This is a genomic window from Limnoglobus roseus (assembly GCF_008254045.1).
GTDB classification, from domain to species: domain Bacteria; phylum Planctomycetota; class Planctomycetia; order Gemmatales; family Gemmataceae; genus Limnoglobus; species Limnoglobus roseus.
Window position 1 is genome coordinate 6,865,445 of the sequence record NZ_CP042425.1, and the last position, 21,915, is coordinate 6,887,359.

The following is a 21,915-nucleotide window of genomic DNA, read 5'->3' on the forward strand; positions in this document are numbered from 1 at the left end:
CTTTCTGATATTGACCCCCCTGGAAGCGGCGTTATTGTTCGCCCGACTTTGCGACTTCACACGCGCGAAGCGCCGTTGGGGAACGGAATTCGCGCCCGCACGGGACGGTCTGCGGAACACGGTTGGGGAGCCGGCGTTCGGGACAGGTTGCCGACGGGCTGACAGGGGGATGCGGCATATGCGCCAAAGTTTGTACGGGGGACTCTGGGTCGCGGTGACACTGCTCGCCACGACGTCCACAACCCAAGCCCAGCCTTTCGCCGAGACCTCCTCGATACCGGGGCGGCCGGAAGTCATCGTACCCATTCCGACGGGGAAGCCCGATCAGAACGGGTTCTACGGGCAGGTATCGTTTACGATACTCACGCAGTCGTTCGGGCTCGGCGACCAAACCGTCGCCTTCCGGGGTCTGATCGATTCGGTCGGCCAGTTGACCGGCTTGCCGGGGACGTACTTGGGTAGCGGGGTTCCGGCCCTGACGACCGACCAGTTCGGCCGGCGGAGTTGGCAGCCCGGCTACCAGTTCAACTTGGGCTACAAGTTCGACAATGGCCTCTCGGTCTACGCCAAGTTTGGCCAGGCCGTGAAGCAGAAGTACTCGGCCGGCGCATCCGGGCCGGCCGCGCCCTTCTTCCGGAGCCGCCCCGACCTGGCAGACACGTACCTGACGGCGGCGGTGTTTAACTTCCCGTCCGACTATGCGGGGCCGTCGGTCAAGACGACGCTCGACCTGAACCCGAACTTCCCGCCCGGGAACTTCTACGGCATCTGGAACGGTGCCCAGACGATGGACATTCAGTTCGAACAAAGTTTCACGCAAGGCGACTTCGCCGCCCGAGTGCCGCTGTTCGAAACCGAGTACAGCCGTGTCTACGGGTTCGGTGGCCTTCGCTACGCCTGGTTCATGGAGCGGTTCTACTGGCGAACCGTCGCCGGGAACATTGACGGGATTGCGTTCCCGCAGGACGTGGCCATCTACACGAACACTCTGTCGCAACGGATGTACGGTCCGATGATCGGGTGCGGCAACGAGGTGTACATTGGCAAGCGGTTCGCCGTCGGCGTCGATGTCTCGGCAGCAGGCCTTGTGAACGTGGCCAAGGAGAAGGTTAAGTACAAGCTCGGCGACGAATCGACGGCCGCCGGCCGCAAGCGGGTCGAGTTCGAGTTGGTTCCGAACGCTAACGTGGACTTCAACCTGATGTGGTACCCGATCGAAGGGGTACAACTGCAGGCCGGGTACTCGTTCCAGTCGTACTTCGGAACCCGGTACATGAAAGAGCCGATCGCCTTCGACTTCGGGGCACTGGACCCGGCGTACAACATCAAGGCGTTCCGGTTCGTGTCGATGTTCAACTTCGGCGTCGGCTTCTTCTTCTAACCGAGGGAGTCGGAACCGAAGGGTGCGTTCCCCACGGATCGACCTCGCTGGAGGGCCAAACGGCCGCTAGCGGGGCGATCCGGTTCCGGTTGTTTCGGAACGAACGCCAATTGCCGCACGTGCGTGCCTGACTACGATACCACCCAAGACGAATCGGCCAGTTCGGGCGTCATCCGCCGGTGGCCGGGTATCTGTTTCAGACGCGAGGGAGCGAGCATGGCCGACGGGCGCGACGGATCCACACTGCCGGCAACCCGGCCCGGGTATCAGTGGACCGAGATTTTCCGCTGTTTTCAGGTCGCCCTCGACCCGCGCAAACTGCTCGTCGCCGCTGCGGGGATCGTCGCCGTTGCACTCGGCTGGTACCTTCTGTCGAGCGTCTTCTACCGCAGCAAGCCGAACGCCGAGGCACAAGAGTACACCAACGTCGAGTACCTGCAAAAAGAATACAAGGGGGCCAAACACCCCGACGGCCGTGAGTTCAGCGCGGACGACTACCGGACCAAGGGCACGGAGAAGTACCGTAAGGACGTGGCACAGTGGGCAAAACTCTACGAGCTCGCCGGGCCGGACGGTCGCTTGAGCACGATGCCCTGGTACGAATACCGCGGCCGCAACCCGTTTGAATTGGCCAGCACCGTCATCAGCGGCTCGACCGCCGACCGCCAGGACGCCATCTCCGATTTCGTCTCGTCGTCGGCCCCAACCTTGTTCGAACCGCTCGTCAAACTGCTGATTCCGGTCGTGAAGGTCTTCGACATCGACGTCAGCCCGCTCACCCGGATTTACCTGCTCCTGTGCATCCTGTGGAGCCTGCTATGCTGGGCGTTCTTCGGGGGCGTTATCACCCGCATCGCGGCCGTGCAGCTCAGCGGGAAGGATCGCATCAGCCTCGGCCAAGCCGTTCACTTTGTGACGAGTCGCTACCTCTCCTACCTGCTCTCGCCGGTCGTGCCGCTCGGGCTGATTGCCTTCGCGACGATCGTGTTGGCCTTACTCGGCCTGCCGGCCCTGCTGCCGCTGGTCGGCGACATTCTGTACGTCGTGCTGGTCCCGCTCGCCCTGTTCGGCGGCTTCATCATGGCCGTCCTGCTCGTCGGCCTGATCGGCTACCCGCTGATGTACACGACCCTGAGCGTCGAGGGCAGCGACACCTTCGACGCCCTGAGCCGGGCGTACAACTACGTGATGCAGGCCCCTTGGCAGTACCTCTGGTACTGTCTCGTGGCCATCGCCTACGGGGCGGCCGTCACGCTGGTCGTCGTGTTCGTGGCCTCGCTGAGCGTTTACCTGGGTAAGTGGGCGATCTCGCAAACGCCGTTCAACGAGGCGACGAACCAACGGCCCGAGTACCTGTTCACCTACGCCCCGGAATCGTTCGGCTGGAAGCAACTCCTGCTTCACGGCAGCCCGTTGGAGAAGACGCAGGTCGCGGTTCCGCTTGAAAATGGCCGGCGGCGGTATGTGCTGGAAGACAAGTACCCCGAGCAGGCTCAGGCCTATGTGAAAACCTACGCCTGGTACAATTTCGCCAGTGCGGGGGTGACGACGTTCTGGCTGGTGCTCCTGTTCATGTTGATGCTCGGCTTCACTTACAGCTTTTTCTGGTCGGCGATGACGATGATTTACCTGCTGATGCGTCGTCATGTGGACGAAGTCGAACTCGACGAGGTTTACCTCGACGACGAGGAACCCGCCACGCCGCACGGCCTGCCACCCGCACCGTCGGCGGCCCTGACGCCGTCCGGCACGACCTCGCCGTCGCCGACCTCGCTGCCGATGGTTCCGCCGTCCCCGCCGGTTGCCCCGCTCCCGCCACCGGCCGCGGTTTCGGTGCCGGCCCCGTCGGCGGCGTCCGAGCCGAAGTTGCCGCCGGACGCGAAGAAGTAACGCGATTCGCCGGGAAGAACTGGCCCGCGGACAGATGTCCGCGGGCTTTTCGTTGGTGCCCACGGACGACGGCGGATAGGAGAGCTTTTACCCCCGTCCCGTGAGTCGTATCATTTCAGGACACCGGGAGAGACTGCGCCCACCATGATCGTGCTCATCGACAACTACGACTCGTTCACTTACAACCTCGTTCAGCGGTTCGGCGAGCTCGACGCCCGCCTGCCGATGCGGGTCTTCCGCAACGACCAAATCTCCGTGGACGACGTTGAGAAGCTGAACCCTACGCACATCATCATTTCCCCCGGCCCCTGCACGCCGAAGGAGGCGGGCGTCTCGAACGACATTATGCGCGCCTTCGCCCCCCGGGTGCCGATATTCGGCGTCTGCCTCGGGCACCAGTGCATCGGGTTCAACTTCGGCGGCGAGGTGATACGCAACGAGCGGATCATGCACGGCAAGGTGTCGCCGATCCACCACGACAACAAAGGTGTCTTCGCGGGGTTGTCGAACCCGTTCGACGCGACCCGGTATCACTCGCTAGTCATCAAGCGGGAGACGTGGACCAACCCGGACTTCGAAATCGCGGCGTGGACGGCCGAGGGGGAGATCATGGGCGTGCGGCACAAGGTGTGGCCGTTACACGGCGTGCAGTTCCACCCGGAGAGCTTCCTGACAGTGGAAGGACCGAAGTTGCTCAAAAACTTCTTGGACTTGGCCCCGGTGCGGTACGACGGGTGACGGTCAGGACTTCAGCACTTTCTCGAAGATGACGAGGTTGCTGGAGCGACTCGCGTCCCACCGGACGCCCACAATGTCGTAGCCGAGTTCGATGGCGAGGTGGAGCATCGGCCGCTGCTGGTTGTAGCACTCGAGGCGAATCGAGTTGTAGCCCTTCTCCGCGGCCCACTTTTGCGCAGCTTCCATCAATTCCCCGCCCAGGCCCATGCGGCGAATCGTCGGGAGTACGCCGTAGAACCACGCGAAGTAGGTGTCGGGCTTCAGTTCGAAGCCGAGGAAGAAGCCGGCCGGTTGATCGCGATACTTGGCGATGAGTTGCAGGATGTTCTGCCGCCCGAGGAAGCGCCGGCGGAACGACTCCACCGTCCGCGTCGGGCGGAAGATTTGGTTGAACATCTCGACGATCTGCGGTAACTCGTCCGGTCCCGCCGGTTCAATGACAGTCTCGGTCATCGCGAGCCTCCGCAGTGGAACCGCAGGCGTGGGCCTGCGGTTTCGGGATTGAACGGGCACCGACGCGGGTCGAGCGGTCAGTTGCCGGGACGGTAGAGACCGCCGATGAGTTCGTCCCAACTCGGCACGTTCCAATTCGCGACCACGTCCCGCATCGCGTCGTGCGACGGGGTTTCGCCCGTGCTGGCGACCGTCGCGGGTTCTTCTTCCTCGGCGAAGCCTTCTTCGGCCGGTTCTTCCCCGCCCTCGGCCGGTGTTGCCCCAGCCACTTCCGGGCCACCCTTCCGACGGCGACGGCGACGGCGACGGCGACGCTTCCCGCCCTCATCCGTTTGCTCGTCGCCGGTGCCCTCTTCCCCCTCGGCAGGCTCGGCGACGGGTTCCGCACTCAAGACGGGTTCCAGCATCGTGTCTTCTTCGTCAGCCGCGTCGGGCAGGTCGGCGTGGTGGTGCGAGGCGTGGTGGTGCGAAATTTCGACCGGTGTCGGCTGCGGTTCCGGGGCGGCCGGCGGGGTCTCCGAATCGAGGCCGAGTTCGTGGGCCAGCGAGGACCAGTGCGAGTCGTCGGGAGCGGGGTCGGTGGTGTTCATGTCACTTCGAAGGGTTGCGGCGATCTTTCGCAGGGTTGTTGCTACTCGATCATTTTATCGCGCCGCCGGCAACGCGGACACAGTTCCGACGATGAACGTCTCTTTCAGGCTCGCCGGGGCGAGGTTCCGGGGCGGGCCGATTTCCAGAACGCGGTCCCCCGGCTCGGCTCCGAACGCCTCTTGCAAGACGCTGGCGGTGTCGGCCCCGTCGGGCAACTCTTCGCGGTAAATCACGAACGCCTGCTCGTGCCGGGGCAGCCCGGCGACGACGTGCGCGAGCAGCACGTCCGCCAGCCCGAGCGGCTTCGGCAAGCCCGGCATCAGGCGGTTGACAAATTCCGTCACCGCGTGTTCCAGTAATTCGCGCGGTGGTAGCACTAGGAAAGTTGACATGGCGCTCCTCCATCCCAATCACGATGATGTGAGGTAGCTATCGGCACGGCGGGAATCGGCGGAGTCTGCGAAGTTGGGCAAGCGAACCACACGGCGGGGCCGCGACGCCGTCCGTATCGAACCCTCGGCACGACCCGACCTTTGCCGTCAAAATGTCAGGCGGGGGGCTGAAGTTTCTTGATGAGCACCTGCGACCGGCGGTTGCTCTTGTCGTAGGACTCCCGCCGGGAGGGGGGCAGGTCGTCGGGCGTACCGAGGGTGAACCCGCCCTTTTGAATGAAGTAGTTGATCGCTTGAGTGGAAAGGCAGAACAGTTCGAGGAAACCTTGCTCCCGCGCCCGCGTCTCCACGTAGGCGATGAGCTTGCCGCCGATGCCCTTGTTCTCGTGGCGGTTGTCGACGTAGATCGAGGCCATCTCGGCCTTGCCGAGTTCCGGGTACGAGTGCATCGCGACGCACGCAACGGGGTTCTTGTCCACTTCGAAGACGAAGTAATCCGCGATGTTCCGCTCGACCTCGGCCTGCGGCCGCTTCATTAGTTCCTCGGTCTGCATCCCTTGTCGGATGAGGCTGAAGATCGGGCGGATGTCCTTCTTCATGGCCGGGCGGATCGACTGGTACTCGTTCGTGTAGATCAGCGTGCCGACGCCCTCGTTCGAGAAGACCTCGCTCAGCAAGCCCTTTTCCTGTCGGCCGTCGATGATGTGGACGCGCTCGATACCGTCCTTGCCGGCGCGAACGGCGTGGACGAGTTTCGTCACGATCTGAGCGGGCAGGTCTTTCTGGTTGCGTTTCAGAAAGGCGTCCGCGTCCTCGACGGTCATCTGACGGATAACCCCCTCCGGCCCCTTCACGCCGTCTTCCGTGGAGAGGTAAATCAACTTCACCGCCTGCAAGCTCTTGGCGATCTCGACCGCGACCGCGTCGGAATTCAGCCGATAGGAGTGCCCCACGCCGTCGCAACCGATGGGCGGGATGACGGGGATGATGTCGTGTTCCATTAACGTCGCGAGCAGCGGCACGTCCACCCGCTCGACCCGCCCGGTGAACTTGCGATCGATGCCGCTGAGAATCCCGGCCGGGTGCGCGACGATCGCGTTCGGGCAAGCCCCGCGGAGGTCGTGGACCGACAGCCCTTCGAGGATTTCGTGCGTCACCCGGTTGGCGGCGGTGATTGCGATGTTCAACGTCTCGGCGTCGGTCACGCCGGTACCGTCGATGTCCGAGGGCTGGACGTTCAACTGAGCCGCGTACCGGCGAATCTGGTGGGCGGCCCCGTGGACGAGCGCGACGCGAATGCTCAGGCTGCGGAGGAGCGCAATGTCGAGAAGGAGGTTCGGGAAGTTGTCGTCCTCCACGACCGCGCCGTCGATCGCGATGACGAACGCCCGGTCGCGGAAGCGCGGGACGTACCGGAGAATCTCGCGCAGGTTGGTCAGCTCGGACATGGCAGCGGTGGTTCCTCGTTCACGCGAACACCTGACTAGAATATAACGACCGACACTCGGTGGAGTAGTCAGGCGAAACGAATCTGAACAGGAGCGTCCGTAATGCCCGAAAACGTAGTCATCATCGGTTCCGGCCCCGCGGCGTGGACGGCGGCCATTTACGCGGCCCGAGCCCAACTCAAGCCTCTCGTGATCCAGGGAAACCCCTACGACGACAAGAACCGGCAGAACGGTACGCTCCCCCTCGGCCAACTCGCCCTGACGACAGAAGTGGAAAACTTCCCGAGCTGGCCGGCTGGCGACACGCGAGCGTATCTGAAGACGGCCTTGAAAGAAGACGATGTCGACTTCCCGCTGTGGGTCAACGACCCCAAGAAGGAGCAGCCCTCGCACGGCATCAACGGCCCGGAACTGATGGCCCTCATGCGGCAGCAGGCGGTCAACTTCGGCACGCGGATCGAGTCGAAGGACGTGGTCAAAGTCGATTTGAGCAAGCGGCCGTTCACCCTGACGACGCACGACGGCGAGTCGCTTCAAACCCACACGCTGATTATCGCGACCGGCGCACGGGCGAACTACCTCGGCCTGCCGAGCGAAGATCGGTTCAAGAACAAGGGCGTCTCGGCGTGCGCCGTGTGCGATGGATTTTTACCGCGATTCAAAGAGAAGCCGCTCGCCGTGATCGGTGCCGGTGACACGGCTTGCGAAGAGGCCGTGTACCTGACGAAGTTCGCCAGCAAGATTCACCTGCTCGTCCGCCGGGACGTGTTCCGGGCGAGCAAAATCATGGCCGACCGCACGGCCGCTCACCCGAAGATCAACATCCACTGGAACACCGTCGTCGAAGAAGTCCTCGGCGACGACAACCCCCGCGTCGGCGTGACCGGCGTGAAGGTCAAGAACAACAAGACCGGGGCGACGGAGACACTCCCGGTGTCCGGCATGTTCTGCGCGATCGGCCATACGCCGAACGTCGGGTTCCTCGACGGGCAGGTAGAACTCAACTCGTCGGGCTATCTGAAGTGGACGACGGTCGCCCGGACGTACACGAGCGTCGAGGGCGTGTTCGCCGCCGGCGACGTGGCCGATGACTACTACCGGCAAGCCATCTCGGCCGCCGGTACGGGGTGCATGGCGGCCCTGGACGCCGAGCGATTCCTCGGCCACCACGGGCTGATCTGATCGCGAGTTTTACTTCCGGAAGTGCTCCCGCACTTCCGGGTTCATCACCCACTCGTCCGGCCATTCCTTCGCCAGCAACTTCACGATGGCGAGGGCCGCGTAGTGCCCCATGTCTTGAATGCTGCGCGTGTCCACGCCGGCGGTGTGGGCCGTTAGAACGACGTTGTCGAGGCCGAAGAGCGGGTTCGTCTTCGCTGGTTCGTGTTCGAACACGTCTAGGGCCGCACCGGCAATCTTCTTGGCGGTCAATGTCGTGAGTAGGGCCGATTCGTCAACGACCGGGCCGCGCGAAGTGTTGACCAAGAACGCTGTCGGCTTCATGAGGCCGAGGGTCCGGGCGTTGACGATATGATCCGTCAACGGGGTCAGCGGCGTGTGGAGCGTGATGTAATCCGCAGTCGCGAAGACTTCGTCCGTCGAAACCAGTTTCGTCTCGTGTTTGGCGAGGAAAGCGTGATCCGGGAGGATTTCCGATGCCACGACGTTCATGCCGAACGCACGGCCGAGGCGAACGACTTCGCGACCGATCCGGCCAACACCGACAACGCCCAAAGTACGGCCGCGAATCGGCTCGTTGGCCTTCCGCGGCCACATGCCGGTCTTCGTCTCGTGGTGCTGTGGGATCAGTTTCCGGGCCAGCGCCAGGATCAGCAGGAACGTGTGCTCGGCCACGGCGAGTTGATTCGATCCGGCCGCGATGGTGACGGCGACGCCGTGCTTCGTCGCGGCCGGGACGTTGACTTCGTCGTAGCCGACCCCCGCCCGGGCAATGACTTTCAGCCCCTGCTTCGCCGCCGCCTCAATAATCGCTGGGGTGTACGGCTCGGAGCCAGCCAGGGAGGCCACGCATCCGGGCAGAAGTTCCGCCACCTGAGCTTCCGAATACTTCGGGGTGACCGGCCCGTACACCGGCACGAGGCCGGCCTGTTCCAGCACGGGAACGAAGCAGTGAGGGACTTCCCGGAGCGGCGTCGGCCCGATGAGAACGCGATTCATGGCAGCACGGTGGAGATTGAGGAGGATACTGAAATTCAACATACCAACCCCGAACCCGCGTGGCCGGGGAGTGTCGATTCCCGACACGGGTCGTGTCTATTTGTCCGGCTGTACGACGCCGTAGAGCGGGGACAATGGGAGATTTCGAAATTGCCTGTTGATTTTTGGACGGACGGGGTCGATGATTCGGAATAGGTAAGGGAAGTTCTTGTTTCCCTCCTGTTGACGAATCCGTATCTTTTCCTGTTCACCGGGGGTAGGTCCCACGCAAAGAGCGAATCGTACCACTGATTTGCCTTGCTTCCGACGGCCCTCCGGATGGTTACCATCACCCGAGGAGGCCACTTGAACAGCGTCGCTTTTCCCATGCACTCCGCGTTCGGGGCCGCGATCGCCCCGGCTGCCTTTCGCCCCCCCCTTCCCGACGCCCTGCAAAGGGCGTGTGTTGCTGCAAAGATTGCCGCCGAAAACAAGGGCGACAAAGTCGCGGTGTTGGACTTGCGAGCGATTACCACGGAGTTCGACTACTTCGTGATCGCCACCGGCAACAGCCGTCGGCAAGTCCACACGATCGTCGAGGAGGTCGACGCCGCCCTCCGCGCGGTCGGTGACACGCGAGCGGGCATCAACGGCTATGAGGCGAGTAAGTGGGTGATTCAGGACTACGGCGACGTTCTCGTTCACGTGTTCGACGCTGACACGCGGGACTATTACCGCCTGGAAGATGTCTGGTCGGACGCGAAGGTGATCGACTGGCAGCAGGAAATCGACTGAGGTTGACCTCCCTGCCGTCGGAAAAACAATCGTCCGAACCCCGAGCGGGTTCGTAGAATCACTCTGTCGGCTTGACGATCTCCCTTCCCTGGGAATCCTCAAGCCGACAGTCGTTTTTTGGGGACCGTCGATGAGTCTGGTGAGTGCGTTTCGGGAACTGTTCGAGCCAATCCTCACGGAGTTGGCCGCCGACCGCGCGAAGGTTCCCGACTACCTGGCGATGATTAAGCCGGCCGCGAACGCTGATCATGGCGACTACCAGGCGAATTTCGCGATGGCCCTCGGCAAAGCCCTCGGCCAGAAGCCGCAGGACGTGGCGAAAGCGATCATCGCCAAACTGCCGCCGAACGAATGGCTCGAATCCGCGACCGTGGCCGGGCCGGGCTTCATCAACCTGAAACTGAAATCAGCGTACCTCGCGGACCGTGTTCGGCAGATCGCGCAAGACACCCGCCTCGGGGTCACGCCGGCCGCCAAACTTCGGACGTTCGTGATTGACTACAGCGGCCCGAACGTCGCGAAGCCGCTGCACGTCGGCCACCTCCGTAGTACGATCATCGGCGATGCCCTTGTCCGCATCCTGCGGTTCTGCGGCCACACCGTCATCGGCGACAACCACCTCGGCGACTGGGGCACGCAGTTCGGCATTCTCATCTACGGCTACAAGCACCACCGCGATGAAGCGGCGTTCCAGGTCGATCCGGTCAAGGAACTCGCGCGCCTCTACATCCACGTTCGAAATCTCGCAAAGGTGACGGGCGAGGAAGACGAGGGCGGCGGCGAGGTGATGGAAGCGTGCCGGGCTGAAACGGCGAAGTTGCACGCTGGGGGCGAAGAGAACGTCGGCCTGTGGAAGAAGTTCATGCCGGCTTGCCTGGAAATGCTCCGGCCGATTTACGACCGCCTCGACGTGAAGATCGACCACGCCCTCGGCGAGAGTTTCTACAACCCAATGCTCGCGGCCGTTGTCGATGACTTGTTGGCGAAGGGAATCGCTGTCGAGAGTAAAGGTGCGGTCGTCGTGCCGAACGCGAAGGGCGTGGTGCCGCAGAATGACGAACAGCAGGCGAAGGAAGAACCCCCTGCCCTGATCCGCAAACGGGACGGCGCGTTTACTTACACCACGACCGACCTCGCAACGATCAAGTATCGGGCCGACACCTGGAAGCCGGACGCGATGCTCTACGTCGTGGACGCCCGGCAAGCGTTGCACTTCAAGACGCTGTTCGCGAACGCGAAGCGGTGGGGGTACGACAACACCGAATTCCAGCACATCGCCTTCGGTTCGATCCTCGGCCGTGACAAGAAGCCTTACCGGACCCGCGACGGCGGCACGGTGGAACTCTCCGCCCTTCTCGATGAGGCGGCCAAGTTGGGGTTACAGGGCTACGAGGCGAGCTACGCCGAGCGAACGACTCACGGGCACGAGGTTGCGGAACTATCCCCGGCGGTGAAGCGGGAGATTGCCGAGACGGTGGGTTACGGGGCGGTCAAGTACGCCGACCTGAGCGGCAACCGGACGAGCGATTACATCTTTGACTACGACAAAATGCTCGCCCTTGAAGGCAACACGGCCACGTACATGCAGTACGCCTACGCCCGTTGCCGGAGCATCTTCCGTAAGGGCGAGATCGACGAGACCGCGTTTCATGCGAAGTTGCCGGCGGTCGTCATCACCACGCCTCAGGAGCGGGCGTTGGTCGTACAACTTCTGAAACTGCCCGAAGCCATCGAATCGGCGGCGACGGAGTATCTGCCGCACCATCTCACCGGCTACCTGTGGGATCTGGCGAAGGCGTACAGCGTCTTCTTCGAAGCCTGCCAGGTGCTGAAAGCCGAGACGCCGGAACTGCGCGACAGCCGGCTGGTGTTGGTCGATCTCGTCGCGCGGGTCATTCGACAAGTTCTCAACCTGTTAGGCATTCGCACCGTGGAGCGGATGTAAGGTCAATCATGTTCGTGGATCGCGTGGAATTGTTCGTGCGGGGCGGTGACGGCGGGCGGGGCATGGTCTCGTTCCGGCGGGAGAAGTACGTGCCGCGCGGTGGGCCGGACGGCGGCGATGGCGGCGACGGCGGGTCGGTCATCGTGCGGGCGGTCGCGAACGCCGATAACCTCGCCCCGCTGACGACCAAGAAACACTGGAAGGCCAAACCCGGTGAACCCGGCGGCGGATCGCTCTGCGCTGGCAAAGACGCGCACGACCTGATTATCCCTGTCCCGCCGGGCACGATCGTGCGCGACCGCGACCGCGGGAATATTCTTAAAGACCTGGTCAACGTCGGCGACGAAGTCACGGTCGGGCAAGGCGGCAAGGGCGGCCGCGGGAACAAGTATTACGCAACTTCGACCAACCGCACGCCTCGGCAGTTCGGGCCGGGCGACGACGGCGAGGAGCGGTGGATTTCGCTCGAACTGAAGGTCATCGCGGACGCCGGCCTCATCGGCTTCCCGAACGCGGGGAAGTCGACTTTGCTCTCGCGGCTGAGTCGGGCGACGCCGGAAATCGCCGACTACCCGTTTACCACGAAGATCCCGAACCTCGGCATTGTGAACATCAGCGGCGACGCCGCCTTCGTTCTCGCCGACCTGCCGGGACTGATCGAGGGGGCCGCGCAGGGCGTTGGCCTCGGCCACGAGTTCCTGCGGCACGTCGAACGCACTCGCGTACTAGTTCACCTCGTCGAACCGTTCCCGACCGACGGCAGTGACGCGGTTCAGAACTACCGCACCATCCGCAAGGAACTCAGCCTCTACAGCATGCCGCTCGCCGAGAAGCCGGAGATCGTCTGCGTGAGCAAGGCCGAACTGACCGGCTCCGAAGAAGTGAAAGAGCGTTTGGCCAAGGAACTGAACCTGGACGTACTGCTGATGTCGTCCGTGACCGGCCAGGGGTTGGCGCAAGTCGTCGGCCGCGTGGCCCAAACGATTGCGGACCTGAAGCGCGAGGAGGCCGAAGAAGCCGCCCGCCGGAAGCCGATCGAGTTCTCGACCGAGAAGGCCATTCGCACCGGCGACGAGGTTTTGCCGTGACGCCGGATGTCGTCGTGGACATCGGCAACACCCGCATCAAATGGGGCTGGTGTAAGTCCGGCCGCGTCGAACGCATCTCTTCGCTCGGTGCCGATCCGGCGGAGTGGGACCGCGAGATCGGTGACTCCGGCTCTGTGGCGTGGGCGATCGTGAACGTAAACCCACCGAAGTTGGAACAGTTCCGCCGCTGGATCGAGGCCCGCGGCGACACCGCCAACGTCCTCTCGGACTACCGACAAATTCCGATCCCGAACACAGTTCGTCAACCCGGCTCGGTCGGACTGGACCGCTTGTGTTCCTCTCTCGCGGCCCGCGAATTATACGGCCCCGGTCCGCTGCTCGTTGTGCAGGCCGGCACCGCCGTCGTCATCAACTACATCACGAAGGCCGGCGAGTTTGGCGGCGGGTCCATCCTCCCCGGCTTTCAGTTGATGGCCAAGTCGTTGGCGACCGGCACGGCGGCCCTCCCGGAAGTGTCGTTCGACGAGCCGTTGACCGTCTACCCCGGTCAGAACACGACCGAGGCTATCCGCAACGGCATCCATCTGGCGATCGCGGGGGCAGTGAACAGCGCCCGCGGAATGTACCAGAGCGTCTTCAACACGTCGAGTCTCAAGGTCGTACTCACGGGCGGCGACGCCGCCTTGCTCGCGGACCTGATCCAGCCGCCTCTCGAACTCGCCCCGCTCCTCACCCTTGAAGGCATTCGCCTCGCCGTGGAATCGCTGCCGTGACCACACAGCGGCTGCTCACACCGCCCGGTACGGGGGCCATCGCAACCCTGGAAGTGGCCGGCCCGCAAGCGTGGGATGTCGTTCGCTCGTTGTTCCACCCGGCGGGCGGAAAGCCGCTCCCACCGCAGCCAGTTCTTCACCGCGTCTGGTTCGGCCGGTTGGGCGAAGCGGCCGGCGACGAAGTCGTCGTCGGAGTCCGGCAGTTGGACCCACCGATTCTCGAAATTCACTCGCACGGCGGCCGGCGGGTCGTTCAGTGGGTGACGAACCTCTTCTCGCAACAAGGAGTGATGCCGCAACCGCGGTCGGATGAGTCGCCTTGGTCCCTCCTGGAACAAGCCCCCACCGTCCGCACGGCCGGTGTTCTGCTCGACCAGTGTCACGGGGCGTTCGAGCGGAGAGTGCGCGATCTGCTCGCCTCCCCTTCCCCCGCGAAGCTCGCCCGACTTGCGGCCCTCGGGTCGGTCGGCCGACATCTGATTGCCCCCTGGAAGGTCGTCATTGCCGGCGCACCCAACGTCGGGAAGAGTTCCCTGGTCAACGCGATTGCCGGGTATCAGCGGAGCATTACGTCCCCGGTCGCCGGGACGACGCGGGATGTCGTCACGACCTTCGCCGCCCTCGACGGCTGGCCGGTGGAACTCGCCGACACCGCCGGGTTGCGAGTGGCTGCGGAAAGCCTCGAAGCCAGCGGCATCGACCTCGCCCGCCGGTTTTTGCGCGAGGCCGATCTGATCGTGTGGCTTCTCGACGGATCGGACGTCCATGCCGTGTGGCCTGGTGAGACCGACGGCGATCCCACGCGGCGGGTGATGGTCGTGAACAAGGCCGATCAACCAACCGCAACCGCGTTACCCGACGACCTGCCCCGAATCTCCGCGACGAGTGGCGAAGGCATCGCGGCGCTGATCGCTGAAATTGTCGCGCGACTCGTGCCCTTTCCTCCGCAGCCGGGCGAGGGCGTTCCCTACACGCCGGCCCTTGCGGACATCGTTCAGGCCGCGAACAACGACCCCGCCAACGGCCTGCCCCTCCTCGCGGGTGTCGTCGCGTCGTAAGACAGGCGGAAACTCTCTCTTGAGGTGTGCGATGCGATTCGGCAAAGTGCGGCGGCCTAGCGGCGCGGTGACGGTCGTGATGATCGAAGGCGACACCGCCTTCCCCCTCAGCGTGTCGCGGCACCCGACGGTGCGGTGTCTAGCCGACTTGCTCGCGCTGCCGAACCCGTGTGAGACGGCCCGCGGGTTGGTCGATCCGGCCATTTCGCCGGAACCGGCGGCCGGCCTTCAGTACCTCGCCCCGATCGACCGCCAGGAAATCTGGGCCGCCGGCGTGACGTACAAGCGGAGCAAGATCGCCCGTCAGGAAGAGTCGGCCGGGGCGGCCCAATTCTACGACAAGGTCTACTCGGCCGACCGGCCGGAACTGTTCATGAAGGCCACGCCCGAGCGCGTCGTCCACCCCGGCGATCCGATCCGCGTGCGGGCCGACAGCACCTGGAGCGTGCCCGAACCGGAACTGACGCTCGTGGTGTCCGCGGACATGAGGATCGTCGGCTACACCGTCGGCAACGACGTGAGCGCCCGCGACATCGAGGGCGAGAACCCCCTCTATCTGCCGCAGGCCAAGATCTACGCGAAGTCGTGTGCACTCGGCCCGGTGATTACGCCCCTCGCGGCTATGAAGGACCTGGAACAGAAAGAAATCCGCCTCGTGATCCGGCGAGAAAATGAGGTCGCATACGAGGGGAAGACGAGCCTCGACATGATGGCCCGCACGCCGAAAAGCCTCGTCGAGTGGCTCGGCAAGGAGAACGAATTCCCGCACGGCGTACTCTTGATGACCGGCACCGGCATCGTCCCGCCCGACGCCTTCACGCTGCGGCCCGGCGACGTGGTATCCATCACCATCGACGGCATCGGCACGCTGACGAACCCGGTCGGCGAATAATCACCGGCGGGCGGGGCGGTTGCGGTAGACCTGATCCCACTTCGCCGCCTCGCCGGGCAGCGACACGCCCGGCACCGTCAGGTCGTATTTCTTCGCCAGGTCCAAAACTTTCCGCGAATGGTCCGGCCAGGCTCCCGATTCGAGTTTGGACAACTCGTCTCGTTCCGGCTTCGTCAGTCGCCGCGAGAGGTCGTTTTCAAGAAACTCCCGGACCGCCGGCACGTACTCGGCGGGCTTGTTCGGCCCCAGAGTGACGCTCGACGGGATCGGGACTTTCAACTCGTTCGCCTCTTTCCACACCGCCTCGGCAAAGTCGGGCCACTTACCGCTGGCGGGGTGGTTGACCAGTTGTCGCCGGGCCAGGCCGCCGTTCTTGGCGAGTTGCATCAGGAACGGCTTCGGCAGATCGCTCGCCGTCTTCACCACCTTCCCGCTCGCCGCCTCCGGGTACATTGGGTGCAGGTCGATCATCCGCGTGATGACGTTGCCGTAGGCGTACCACTTGATCCAATCGGGACTGGCCGCCACTTCCTTCCGGATTTGTTCCAGATCGGCCCGCTCGGGGTTGGTCAACCGCGGCTTGAGGGTCTTGTCCACGTACTCCTCGACCTGCTTCGTCAACGCCTCGTTCTCGAACGGCCACGGCCGGCGGTCGGCGCGGATGCTCGCCCACTCTTGCTTGGCCAAGTCCCAGAGCAGTTTCCGCTTCGAGTCTTGTTGCTTGCGGTCGGCGATGAGTTGCTCGCGAGCCGGGCCCTCGGCCTGCTGGATACGATCGCGGACCGCGGCCGGCAGGCTTTCCCGCCAAAGCCGCGCCTTGACGACGCGGATCACGTCCAGCCGCTCCACCGCCGCCGGCGCGATTAAGACTTCCCGACGGTAGTTGTCCGGCAGTCGGTCCAGCCAGATGGCGTACCGCTCCAGCACGGCCAAGAGGTGCGCCTGGCCGACAGAGTCTTGTTGGGCGAGTTCCTCGTCGAGTTTGCGGAGTTGCTGCTGCCGGGCCGGCGGGAAGTCCTTAAAGAGATTTTCCAACTGCACCAACTCGGCCGAGGTCCACGTCTCGGCACTCGCGCGGCCGTCGTCGTGGTCCGTCTCGCCGAAGAAATCGGGGTGGTCGAGTTGCTTCACGAAATCGAGATCGTCGGCCCCGAGAAAGAGGGGAAGGCGTTCGAGGAGTCGGACCTGCTCGCTCGTCCGCCTCGCCGGGGCCAGGGCTTCCAGGTGCGGCTTCGCGAGTAGGTGGAAGAAGTACCCCCCGGCCGCGGAAATCAGAAGGGCCGCGAACCACGGAGCCACTTTCCAGCCGCCGGACCGGGCGGGTGGGAAGGGCTGACTCTGCCCCGACGGGGCGAACACTGGAGCGGGTTGCGAGGAGGATGGCCGCGCGTCAGCTGCGGGCGGTGCGGGTGCCGCCGCGAGCGGGTTGATCTGGGTGAGGGTGCGGCTGGCGAAGTGGGGCGACGGCTCCGTCTTCGGCAGGTAATCGAGCAGATCGAAGGTCTTCTGAAGCCGCTCGGCCTTGCGACGGGCCTCCTCGTCGGCCGCCAACTTCGACTCGACGGCGTGCGACTCGGCGTCGCCGAGTTCCCCGTCCAGGTACGCAACGAGGTCTTCGTCCTCCGGTTCGGGCGTGGCTGGCGTCGACATGCCTCTCACTCCTCCACCGGCGCGGCGGGAGGTTCGCGGTCCATGTAGATGTACGCTTGCAGGGCCTCGCGGAGCTTTTCCCGCGCGCGGCAGAGCAACGACTTCACCGCCTTCGCCGTCAGGCCCATCACCTCGGCGATCTCGGCGTATCCCATGTCCTCGAACTTATTCAGCACGACGGCCACGCGCTGCCGTTCGTTCAGGTCGTCCATCGCCCGCCGGACCACATCGGCCAGCTCGCGGTCCTGGAGGTTCTGTGTCGGCGGCGCGTCCCGGTGGGCGGCGAGCGGCACGTGCGGCCGCTGCGCGAGCGACCCCGAGTCCCGGAGTTCCAGCGGCAACTGCAACCGCCGGTAGCGGTCGCGGAGGGCGTTCAGGGCGAGGTTGTTGGCGATGGTGAACAGCCACGTGCTGAACTTCGCCTTCGGCGTGTACTTCGCCCGCGTGCGGAAGACGCGGAGAAACACTTCCTGGGCCAGGTCCTCGGCCTCTTCCTTGTTGCCGACGATGTGGTGCATGATGCCGACGAGGCGGTGCTGGAACCGCGCCACGAGTTCGGCGAAAGCGGCTTGATCGTCCCGGTCCCGGACCCGGAGCATCAGGCGGACGTCCGGGTCGCGGACGGCCATGATCGCACTCGTTTGGCCGGTCATAGGGTCAAGGGGCCGTCGGGAGGGTCACGGAAGGTTCGGGCGTCGCGGCCTGCTTCACGGCATCCGCCTCGGCCTGTCGCCGCAGTTGGCCGCACGCGGCGTCGATCTCGGAGCCTTTCCGCTTGCGGACCTTCACGCTGATGCCGTTGTTGCGCAGTTCGTCGATGAAAGCGTTCAAGTCCTCGTCCCGCGGGCGGCGGTAGGTCAGCCCTTCCACGTCGTTCCAGGGGATCAGGTTCACGTGCGCCTTACGGCCCTTCAACAAGGTGACGAGTTGCCTCGCGTGGACGAGTTGGTCGTTCAGTTGGCCGAGAACGACGTACTCGAAGGTCACTTGCCGGCCGGTCTTGGCGTAGAACTCGTCACTGGCCGCGAGGATGGCGGGAATGCCGGTCTTGTTGTTCGTAGGGACGATCTCGGTGCGGAGAGCATCGTTCGGGGCGTGCAGGGACACGGCAAGGTGGTACTGCTTGCCGGTTTCCGCGAGTTGCCGAATCTTGGCCGGCAAGCCGACGGTGGAGATCGTGATGTGCCGCGCGCCAATGTCGAGGCCGTCCTTCGCCCCGGCGACCAAGAGTGCGGAGAGAAGGTTGTCGAGGTTCGCGAGCGGCTCGCCCATGCCCATGACGACGATGTGCGTCAACCGCGTGGCCAACTGCCCGGTCACGCCGTATTGCGGTTGTCCGTCCGGTTCGACCGTGAGGTTACGAAGCAGCACGAGTTGCTCGACGATCTCGCCGACGGTGAGGTTCCGGACCATGCCGTTCAGGCCACTGGCGCAGAAGACGCACCCCATACCGCAGCCGACCTGGGTGCTGACGCACGCCGTCGCGCGACCGTCGTCCTGAATCAGCACGCACTCGACCATGGGGCCATCGGCCAAGCGGACGAGCAATTTGTGGGTGTCGTCGCGGGCGGCGAGGTGCTTCTCGATCTGGATGCCGAAGACGCTGAACGACTCGGCCAGTTCTGCCCGCAGCTTTTTCGGCAGGTCCGACATCTGCTCGAAGTTGGTCGCCCGCGCGTGGAGAATCCACCGGCGGATTTGCTTCACGCGCATCGGCGGTTGACCGCGATCGGCCAGCCATGCGCGGAGTTGGTCCGGGGTTTGATCGAGGATAGCCGGTCGCGGCGTCGACGGCGCGGTCAAAGTCAGGGGCAGCGTTGCAGACATGCCCCCATCTTAACCCGCGACCGGCAAAGGGGAAAGCAGGTGGGGCGGTGCTTCTGGGCGTTTCTTCTGGAACTCGGAGCGGAAGCGACGGGGTGAAATCATCTCTACGCCATCGCGTTCCGCTCCGCGTTCCAAAATTAAGCGTGGATCGCGGCCCCCAACCACGCGGCACGGGCGGCTTCGCCGACCGTCTCGGTCAGAGTCGGGTGGCCGTGGATGCAGCGGGCGATGTCTTCGGCACTGCCGCGGTACTCCATCACGGTGACCGCTTCGCCGATCAGGTCCGACGCCCGCGGGCCGAGGATGTGGACGCCGAGGACGCGGTCCGTCGCCTTATCGGTGAGGATTTTCACGTAACCGTCCGGCTCGTCCATCGCCCGGGCACGACCGCTCGGGCCGAACGGCACCTTGCCAATGCGATACTCGCGGCCTGTCGCCTTCACCTGTTCTTCCGTCAGGCCGACGCTCGCGACTTCGGGCCAGATGTAGATGGCGCTCGGGATGAACTCGTAGCTGAAGTGTGCCTTGTGCCCGGAAATAATCTCGGCGTAGGCAACGCCCTCTTCCATCGCCTTATGGGCGAGCGTCGGGCCGTCGATCAGGTCGCCGAGGGCGGCCACGCCAGGGACGTTCGTGCGGAACTGCTTGTCCACGGCAATGCGGCCGGTCTTCTTGTCGTAAGTCACGCCGGCTTCGTCCAACCCCAGATTCGCCGTGTACGGCCGCCGGCCGACGGCGACGAGTACCTTGTCCCCCTCGAACGTCACCGGCTGGCCAGCCTTCTCGGCCGTCACGGTCACGGAACCGTCCTGCACCTTCGCGCCGGTCACCTTCGTATCGAGGTGGAACTCCATCCCCTGCTTCGTCAATATTTTCTGTACGCTCGCCGCGATCTCGCCGTCGGTGACGGGCAGAATCCGCGGCAGGAATTCGACCACCGTGACCTTCGCGCCGAGCCGCTTCCACACGCTGCCGAGTTCGAGGCCGATGTACCCGCCGCCCACAACGATGAGGTGCTTCGGCACTTGCTCGAAAGAGAGCGCCTCGGTCGAACTGACGACCTGCTTGCCGTCGAACTTCAAGAACGGCAGTTCCGTACTCTCGCTGCCGGTCGCGAGGAGGACGTTCTCGGCCTTGTAGGTCGTCTTGTTCCCATCGGCGTCCGTCACCTCGACCGACTTGTCGCGGAGGAGTTTGCCGGTGCCGTAGATCGGCGTGATCTTGTTCTTCTTGAAGAGGAACGCGATGCCGTCGGTCAGCGACTTAACGACGCCGTCTTTGCGCTTCATCATCGTCGCGAGGTCGAGCGACACCTTATCGACGACCACGCCGTGCTTTTGGAGCTTGTGGTTCGTCACGTCGAACAGTTCGCTCGAATCGAGCAGTGCTTTCGACGGAATGCAGCCGATGTTCAGGCAAGTTCCGCCGAGAGCCTTATTCGGCCGCCGCTCGATAACGGCCACCTTCTTGCCGAGTTGGGCCGCACGAATGGCCGCGACGTACCCACCCGGCCCGGCCCCGATGACGATGAGATCAAAAGCGTCAGCCATGTTATGAGTGGCGAATGGCGAGTGGCGAGTGAAAGCTCGATCCACCCGCCCTCAACCACATTCTCCGTGTTTGGACTTGTGTCTTGACTCGTAACTCACAACTCGTCACTCGCAACTTCTCAAATGTCGAAGAGCATCCGCTCGGGGCTTTCGACGCACTCCTTGATCCGCACCAAGAACTGCACTGCCTCGCGGCCGTCGATCAGGCGATGGTCGTAGCTGAGCGCGAGGTACATCATCGGGCGGATGACGATTTCATCGTTCACGACGACCGCCCGCTTCTGAATGCTGTGCATGCCGAGGATGGCGGCCTGCGGCGGGTTGAGGATCGGCGTGCTGAGCATCGAACCGAAGATGCCGCCGTTGGTGATCGTGAACGTGCCGCCGGTCATGTCGGCCGGCGTGATCTTGCCGTCGCGGGCACGCTTGGCGACGGCACCGATCTCCTTCTCGATCTCGGCAAAGCCCATCGCGTCGACGTTGCGAACGACCGGGACCATCAGCCCCTTCTCGGTGCTCACGGCCATGCCGATGTCGTAGAAGTTTTGCAGGACGACGTCGCCGCCGTCGAGGCGGGCGTTCACGAGGGGGAACGCCTTGAGGGCCACGACCGACGCCTTCGCGAAGATCGACATGAAGCCGAGCTTGACGCCGTGCTTCTTCTCGAACTTCTCGTTGTACTTCGCCCGCAGGTCCATCGCCGCCGACAGATCGACCTCGTTGAACGTCGTCAGCGTCGCGGTCGTGTTCTGACTTTCGAGGAGGCGCTCCGCGATCCGTCGGCGGATCATCGACATCGGCTGCCGCGTTTCACGGGGGCCGTCGGACTTCGCCGGGCGAGTGGGTTCGGGTTTCGCGGTTCCGTTCGCCGCCGGGGCGGGGGCCGATTGGTGCTTCAGCACGTCGTCCTTGGTCACGAGGCCGGCGGGGCCGCTGGCGGAAACCTTCGCCGCGTCGAGACCCGAATCGGCGACCATCGCGCGGGCGGCGGGCGAGAGCTTCACGTCCGCCTTCGCTTCTCCCTTCGGGTCCGCCTTCTTCTCAACAGTAGCCTGGGCCGGCGCGACAGTCGCCTTACCGGAAGGGTCCACGCTGCCGATCACCTGCCCGATCTTGACGATCTGACCGGCTTCGACGGTCACGGTCAGCACGCCAGCGGCCGGGGCCGCGATTTCGAGCGAGGCCTTGTCCGTCTCCAGTTCCAGAATCGGCTCGTCGACCTTGACCGCCTCGCCGGATTTCTTCATCCACCGCGCGATGCGGGCTTCCGTCACCGACTCGCCGGCCGAGGGGACTGTGATTTCGATCGCCATGAAGGTTCGTTCC

At 64.1% G+C, this 21,915-nt stretch carries 20 protein-coding genes; 10 read left to right on the forward strand and 10 right to left on the reverse strand.

Going from position 1 to position 21,915, the window contains the following annotated elements; genetic code table 11:
* Nucleotides 1-178 precede the first annotated feature (178 nt).
* The 3 genes from PX52LOC_RS29285 to PX52LOC_RS29295 all read left to right on the forward strand — a co-directional run bounded on the left by PX52LOC_RS29285 (nt 179) and on the right by PX52LOC_RS29295 (nt 4,009).
* Complete coding sequence (locus tag PX52LOC_RS29285) at nt 179-1,381, forward strand: hypothetical protein (RefSeq protein WP_149113410.1); 1,203 nt, start codon at nt 179-181, stop codon at nt 1,379-1,381.
* A 216-nt stretch (nt 1,382-1,597) separates the two neighbouring features.
* The gene (locus PX52LOC_RS29290) at nt 1,598-3,271 is read left to right on the forward strand and encodes a hypothetical protein (protein WP_149113411.1); all 1,674 of its coding nucleotides are present in this window, start codon (nt 1,598-1,600) and stop codon (nt 3,269-3,271) included.
* Nucleotides 3,272-3,415: 144 nt separating this feature from the next.
* A complete protein-coding gene (locus tag PX52LOC_RS29295) occupies nt 3,416-4,009 on the forward strand; it encodes an anthranilate synthase component II (protein ID WP_149113412.1) in 594 nt (197 codons plus the stop codon).
* Between the two features lie 3 nt (nt 4,010-4,012).
* On the opposite strand, the gene PX52LOC_RS29300 is transcribed toward PX52LOC_RS29295, so the two are convergent.
* From PX52LOC_RS29300 to argA, 4 genes are all read right to left on the reverse strand, one after another.
* Nucleotides 4,013-4,462, reverse strand: a complete 450-nt coding sequence (locus PX52LOC_RS29300) for a GNAT family N-acetyltransferase (RefSeq protein ID WP_149113413.1) — start codon at nt 4,460-4,462, stop codon at nt 4,013-4,015.
* A 77-nt stretch (nt 4,463-4,539) separates the two neighbouring features.
* Entirely contained in the window at nt 4,540-5,052 is a 513-nt protein-coding gene (locus PX52LOC_RS29305; protein WP_149113414.1) for a hypothetical protein, read from the reverse strand.
* 54 nt (nt 5,053-5,106) lie between these two features.
* Nucleotides 5,107-5,445, reverse strand: a complete 339-nt coding sequence (locus PX52LOC_RS29310; RefSeq protein ID WP_149113415.1) for a hypothetical protein — start codon at nt 5,443-5,445, stop codon at nt 5,107-5,109.
* A gap of 155 nt (nt 5,446-5,600) precedes the next feature.
* Nucleotides 5,601-6,893 carry an amino-acid N-acetyltransferase gene (gene argA, locus PX52LOC_RS29315; protein WP_149113416.1) on the reverse strand — a complete coding sequence of 431 codons (1,293 nt, stop codon included), beginning with the start codon at nt 6,891-6,893 and terminating at the stop codon, nt 5,601-5,603.
* A 102-nt stretch (nt 6,894-6,995) separates the two neighbouring features.
* Here argA and PX52LOC_RS29320 point away from each other — a divergent pair, with 102 nt between their 5' ends.
* Nucleotides 6,996-8,075 carry an NAD(P)/FAD-dependent oxidoreductase gene (locus tag PX52LOC_RS29320; protein WP_149113417.1) on the forward strand — a complete coding sequence of 360 codons (1,080 nt, stop codon included), beginning with the start codon at nt 6,996-6,998 and terminating at the stop codon, nt 8,073-8,075.
* Between the two features lie 9 nt (nt 8,076-8,084).
* Here PX52LOC_RS29320 and PX52LOC_RS29325 read toward each other — a convergent pair whose 3' ends face one another.
* A complete protein-coding gene (locus PX52LOC_RS29325; RefSeq protein ID WP_149113418.1) occupies nt 8,085-9,071 on the reverse strand; it encodes a phosphoglycerate dehydrogenase in 987 nt (328 codons plus the stop codon).
* Between the two features lie 345 nt (nt 9,072-9,416).
* On the opposite strand from PX52LOC_RS29325, the gene rsfS reads away from it, so the two are divergent.
* The 6 genes from rsfS to PX52LOC_RS29355 all read left to right on the forward strand — a co-directional run bounded on the left by rsfS (nt 9,417) and on the right by PX52LOC_RS29355 (nt 15,562).
* Nucleotides 9,417-9,845 carry a ribosome silencing factor gene (gene rsfS, locus PX52LOC_RS29330; RefSeq protein WP_246173496.1) on the forward strand — a complete coding sequence of 143 codons (429 nt, stop codon included), beginning with the start codon at nt 9,417-9,419 and terminating at the stop codon, nt 9,843-9,845.
* Nucleotides 9,846-9,984: 139 nt separating this feature from the next.
* On the forward strand, nt 9,985-11,790 hold the full coding sequence (argS, locus tag PX52LOC_RS29335) for an arginine--tRNA ligase (RefSeq protein WP_168219278.1): 1,806 nt from the start codon (nt 9,985-9,987) through the stop codon (nt 11,788-11,790).
* An 8-nt stretch (nt 11,791-11,798) separates the two neighbouring features.
* A complete protein-coding gene (obgE, locus tag PX52LOC_RS29340) occupies nt 11,799-12,878 on the forward strand; it encodes a GTPase ObgE (protein ID WP_149113420.1) in 1,080 nt (359 codons plus the stop codon).
* Nucleotides 12,875-13,612 (forward strand): type III pantothenate kinase, encoded by a 738-nt coding sequence (locus tag PX52LOC_RS29345; RefSeq protein WP_149113421.1) that lies wholly within the window; start codon nt 12,875-12,877, stop codon nt 13,610-13,612. The genes obgE and PX52LOC_RS29345 overlap by 4 nt, the downstream gene beginning before the upstream one ends.
* Nucleotides 13,609-14,670, forward strand: coding sequence for a GTPase (locus tag PX52LOC_RS29350; protein WP_149113422.1), 1,062 nt, complete (start codon nt 13,609-13,611; stop codon nt 14,668-14,670). Before PX52LOC_RS29345 ends, PX52LOC_RS29350 begins: the two co-directional genes overlap by 4 nt.
* Before the next feature lie 31 nt (nt 14,671-14,701).
* Nucleotides 14,702-15,562, forward strand: a complete 861-nt coding sequence (locus tag PX52LOC_RS29355; RefSeq protein ID WP_149113423.1) for a fumarylacetoacetate hydrolase family protein — start codon at nt 14,702-14,704, stop codon at nt 15,560-15,562.
* Here PX52LOC_RS29355 and PX52LOC_RS29360 read toward each other — a convergent pair whose 3' ends face one another.
* The 5 genes from PX52LOC_RS29360 to odhB form a co-directional block, all read right to left on the reverse strand.
* On the reverse strand, nt 15,563-17,212 hold the full coding sequence (locus PX52LOC_RS29360) for an anti-sigma factor family protein (RefSeq protein ID WP_149113424.1): 1,650 nt from the start codon (nt 17,210-17,212) through the stop codon (nt 15,563-15,565).
* Nucleotides 17,213-17,217: 5 nt separating this feature from the next.
* Nucleotides 17,218-17,841: an RNA polymerase sigma factor gene (locus PX52LOC_RS29365; RefSeq protein ID WP_246173497.1), complete on the reverse strand. Its 624-nt coding sequence runs from the start codon at nt 17,839-17,841 to the stop codon at nt 17,218-17,220.
* A 28-nt stretch (nt 17,842-17,869) separates the two neighbouring features.
* Nucleotides 17,870-19,039, reverse strand: a complete 1,170-nt coding sequence (gene rlmN / locus PX52LOC_RS29370) for a 23S rRNA (adenine(2503)-C(2))-methyltransferase RlmN (protein WP_149113426.1) — start codon at nt 19,037-19,039, stop codon at nt 17,870-17,872.
* Nucleotides 19,040-19,176: 137 nt separating this feature from the next.
* A complete protein-coding gene (lpdA, locus tag PX52LOC_RS29375) occupies nt 19,177-20,589 on the reverse strand; it encodes a dihydrolipoyl dehydrogenase (RefSeq protein WP_149113427.1) in 1,413 nt (470 codons plus the stop codon).
* A 119-nt stretch (nt 20,590-20,708) separates the two neighbouring features.
* Entirely contained in the window at nt 20,709-21,902 is a 1,194-nt protein-coding gene (gene odhB / locus PX52LOC_RS29380) for a 2-oxoglutarate dehydrogenase complex dihydrolipoyllysine-residue succinyltransferase (protein ID WP_149113428.1), read from the reverse strand.
* Between the last annotated feature and the right edge of the window lie 13 nt (nt 21,903-21,915).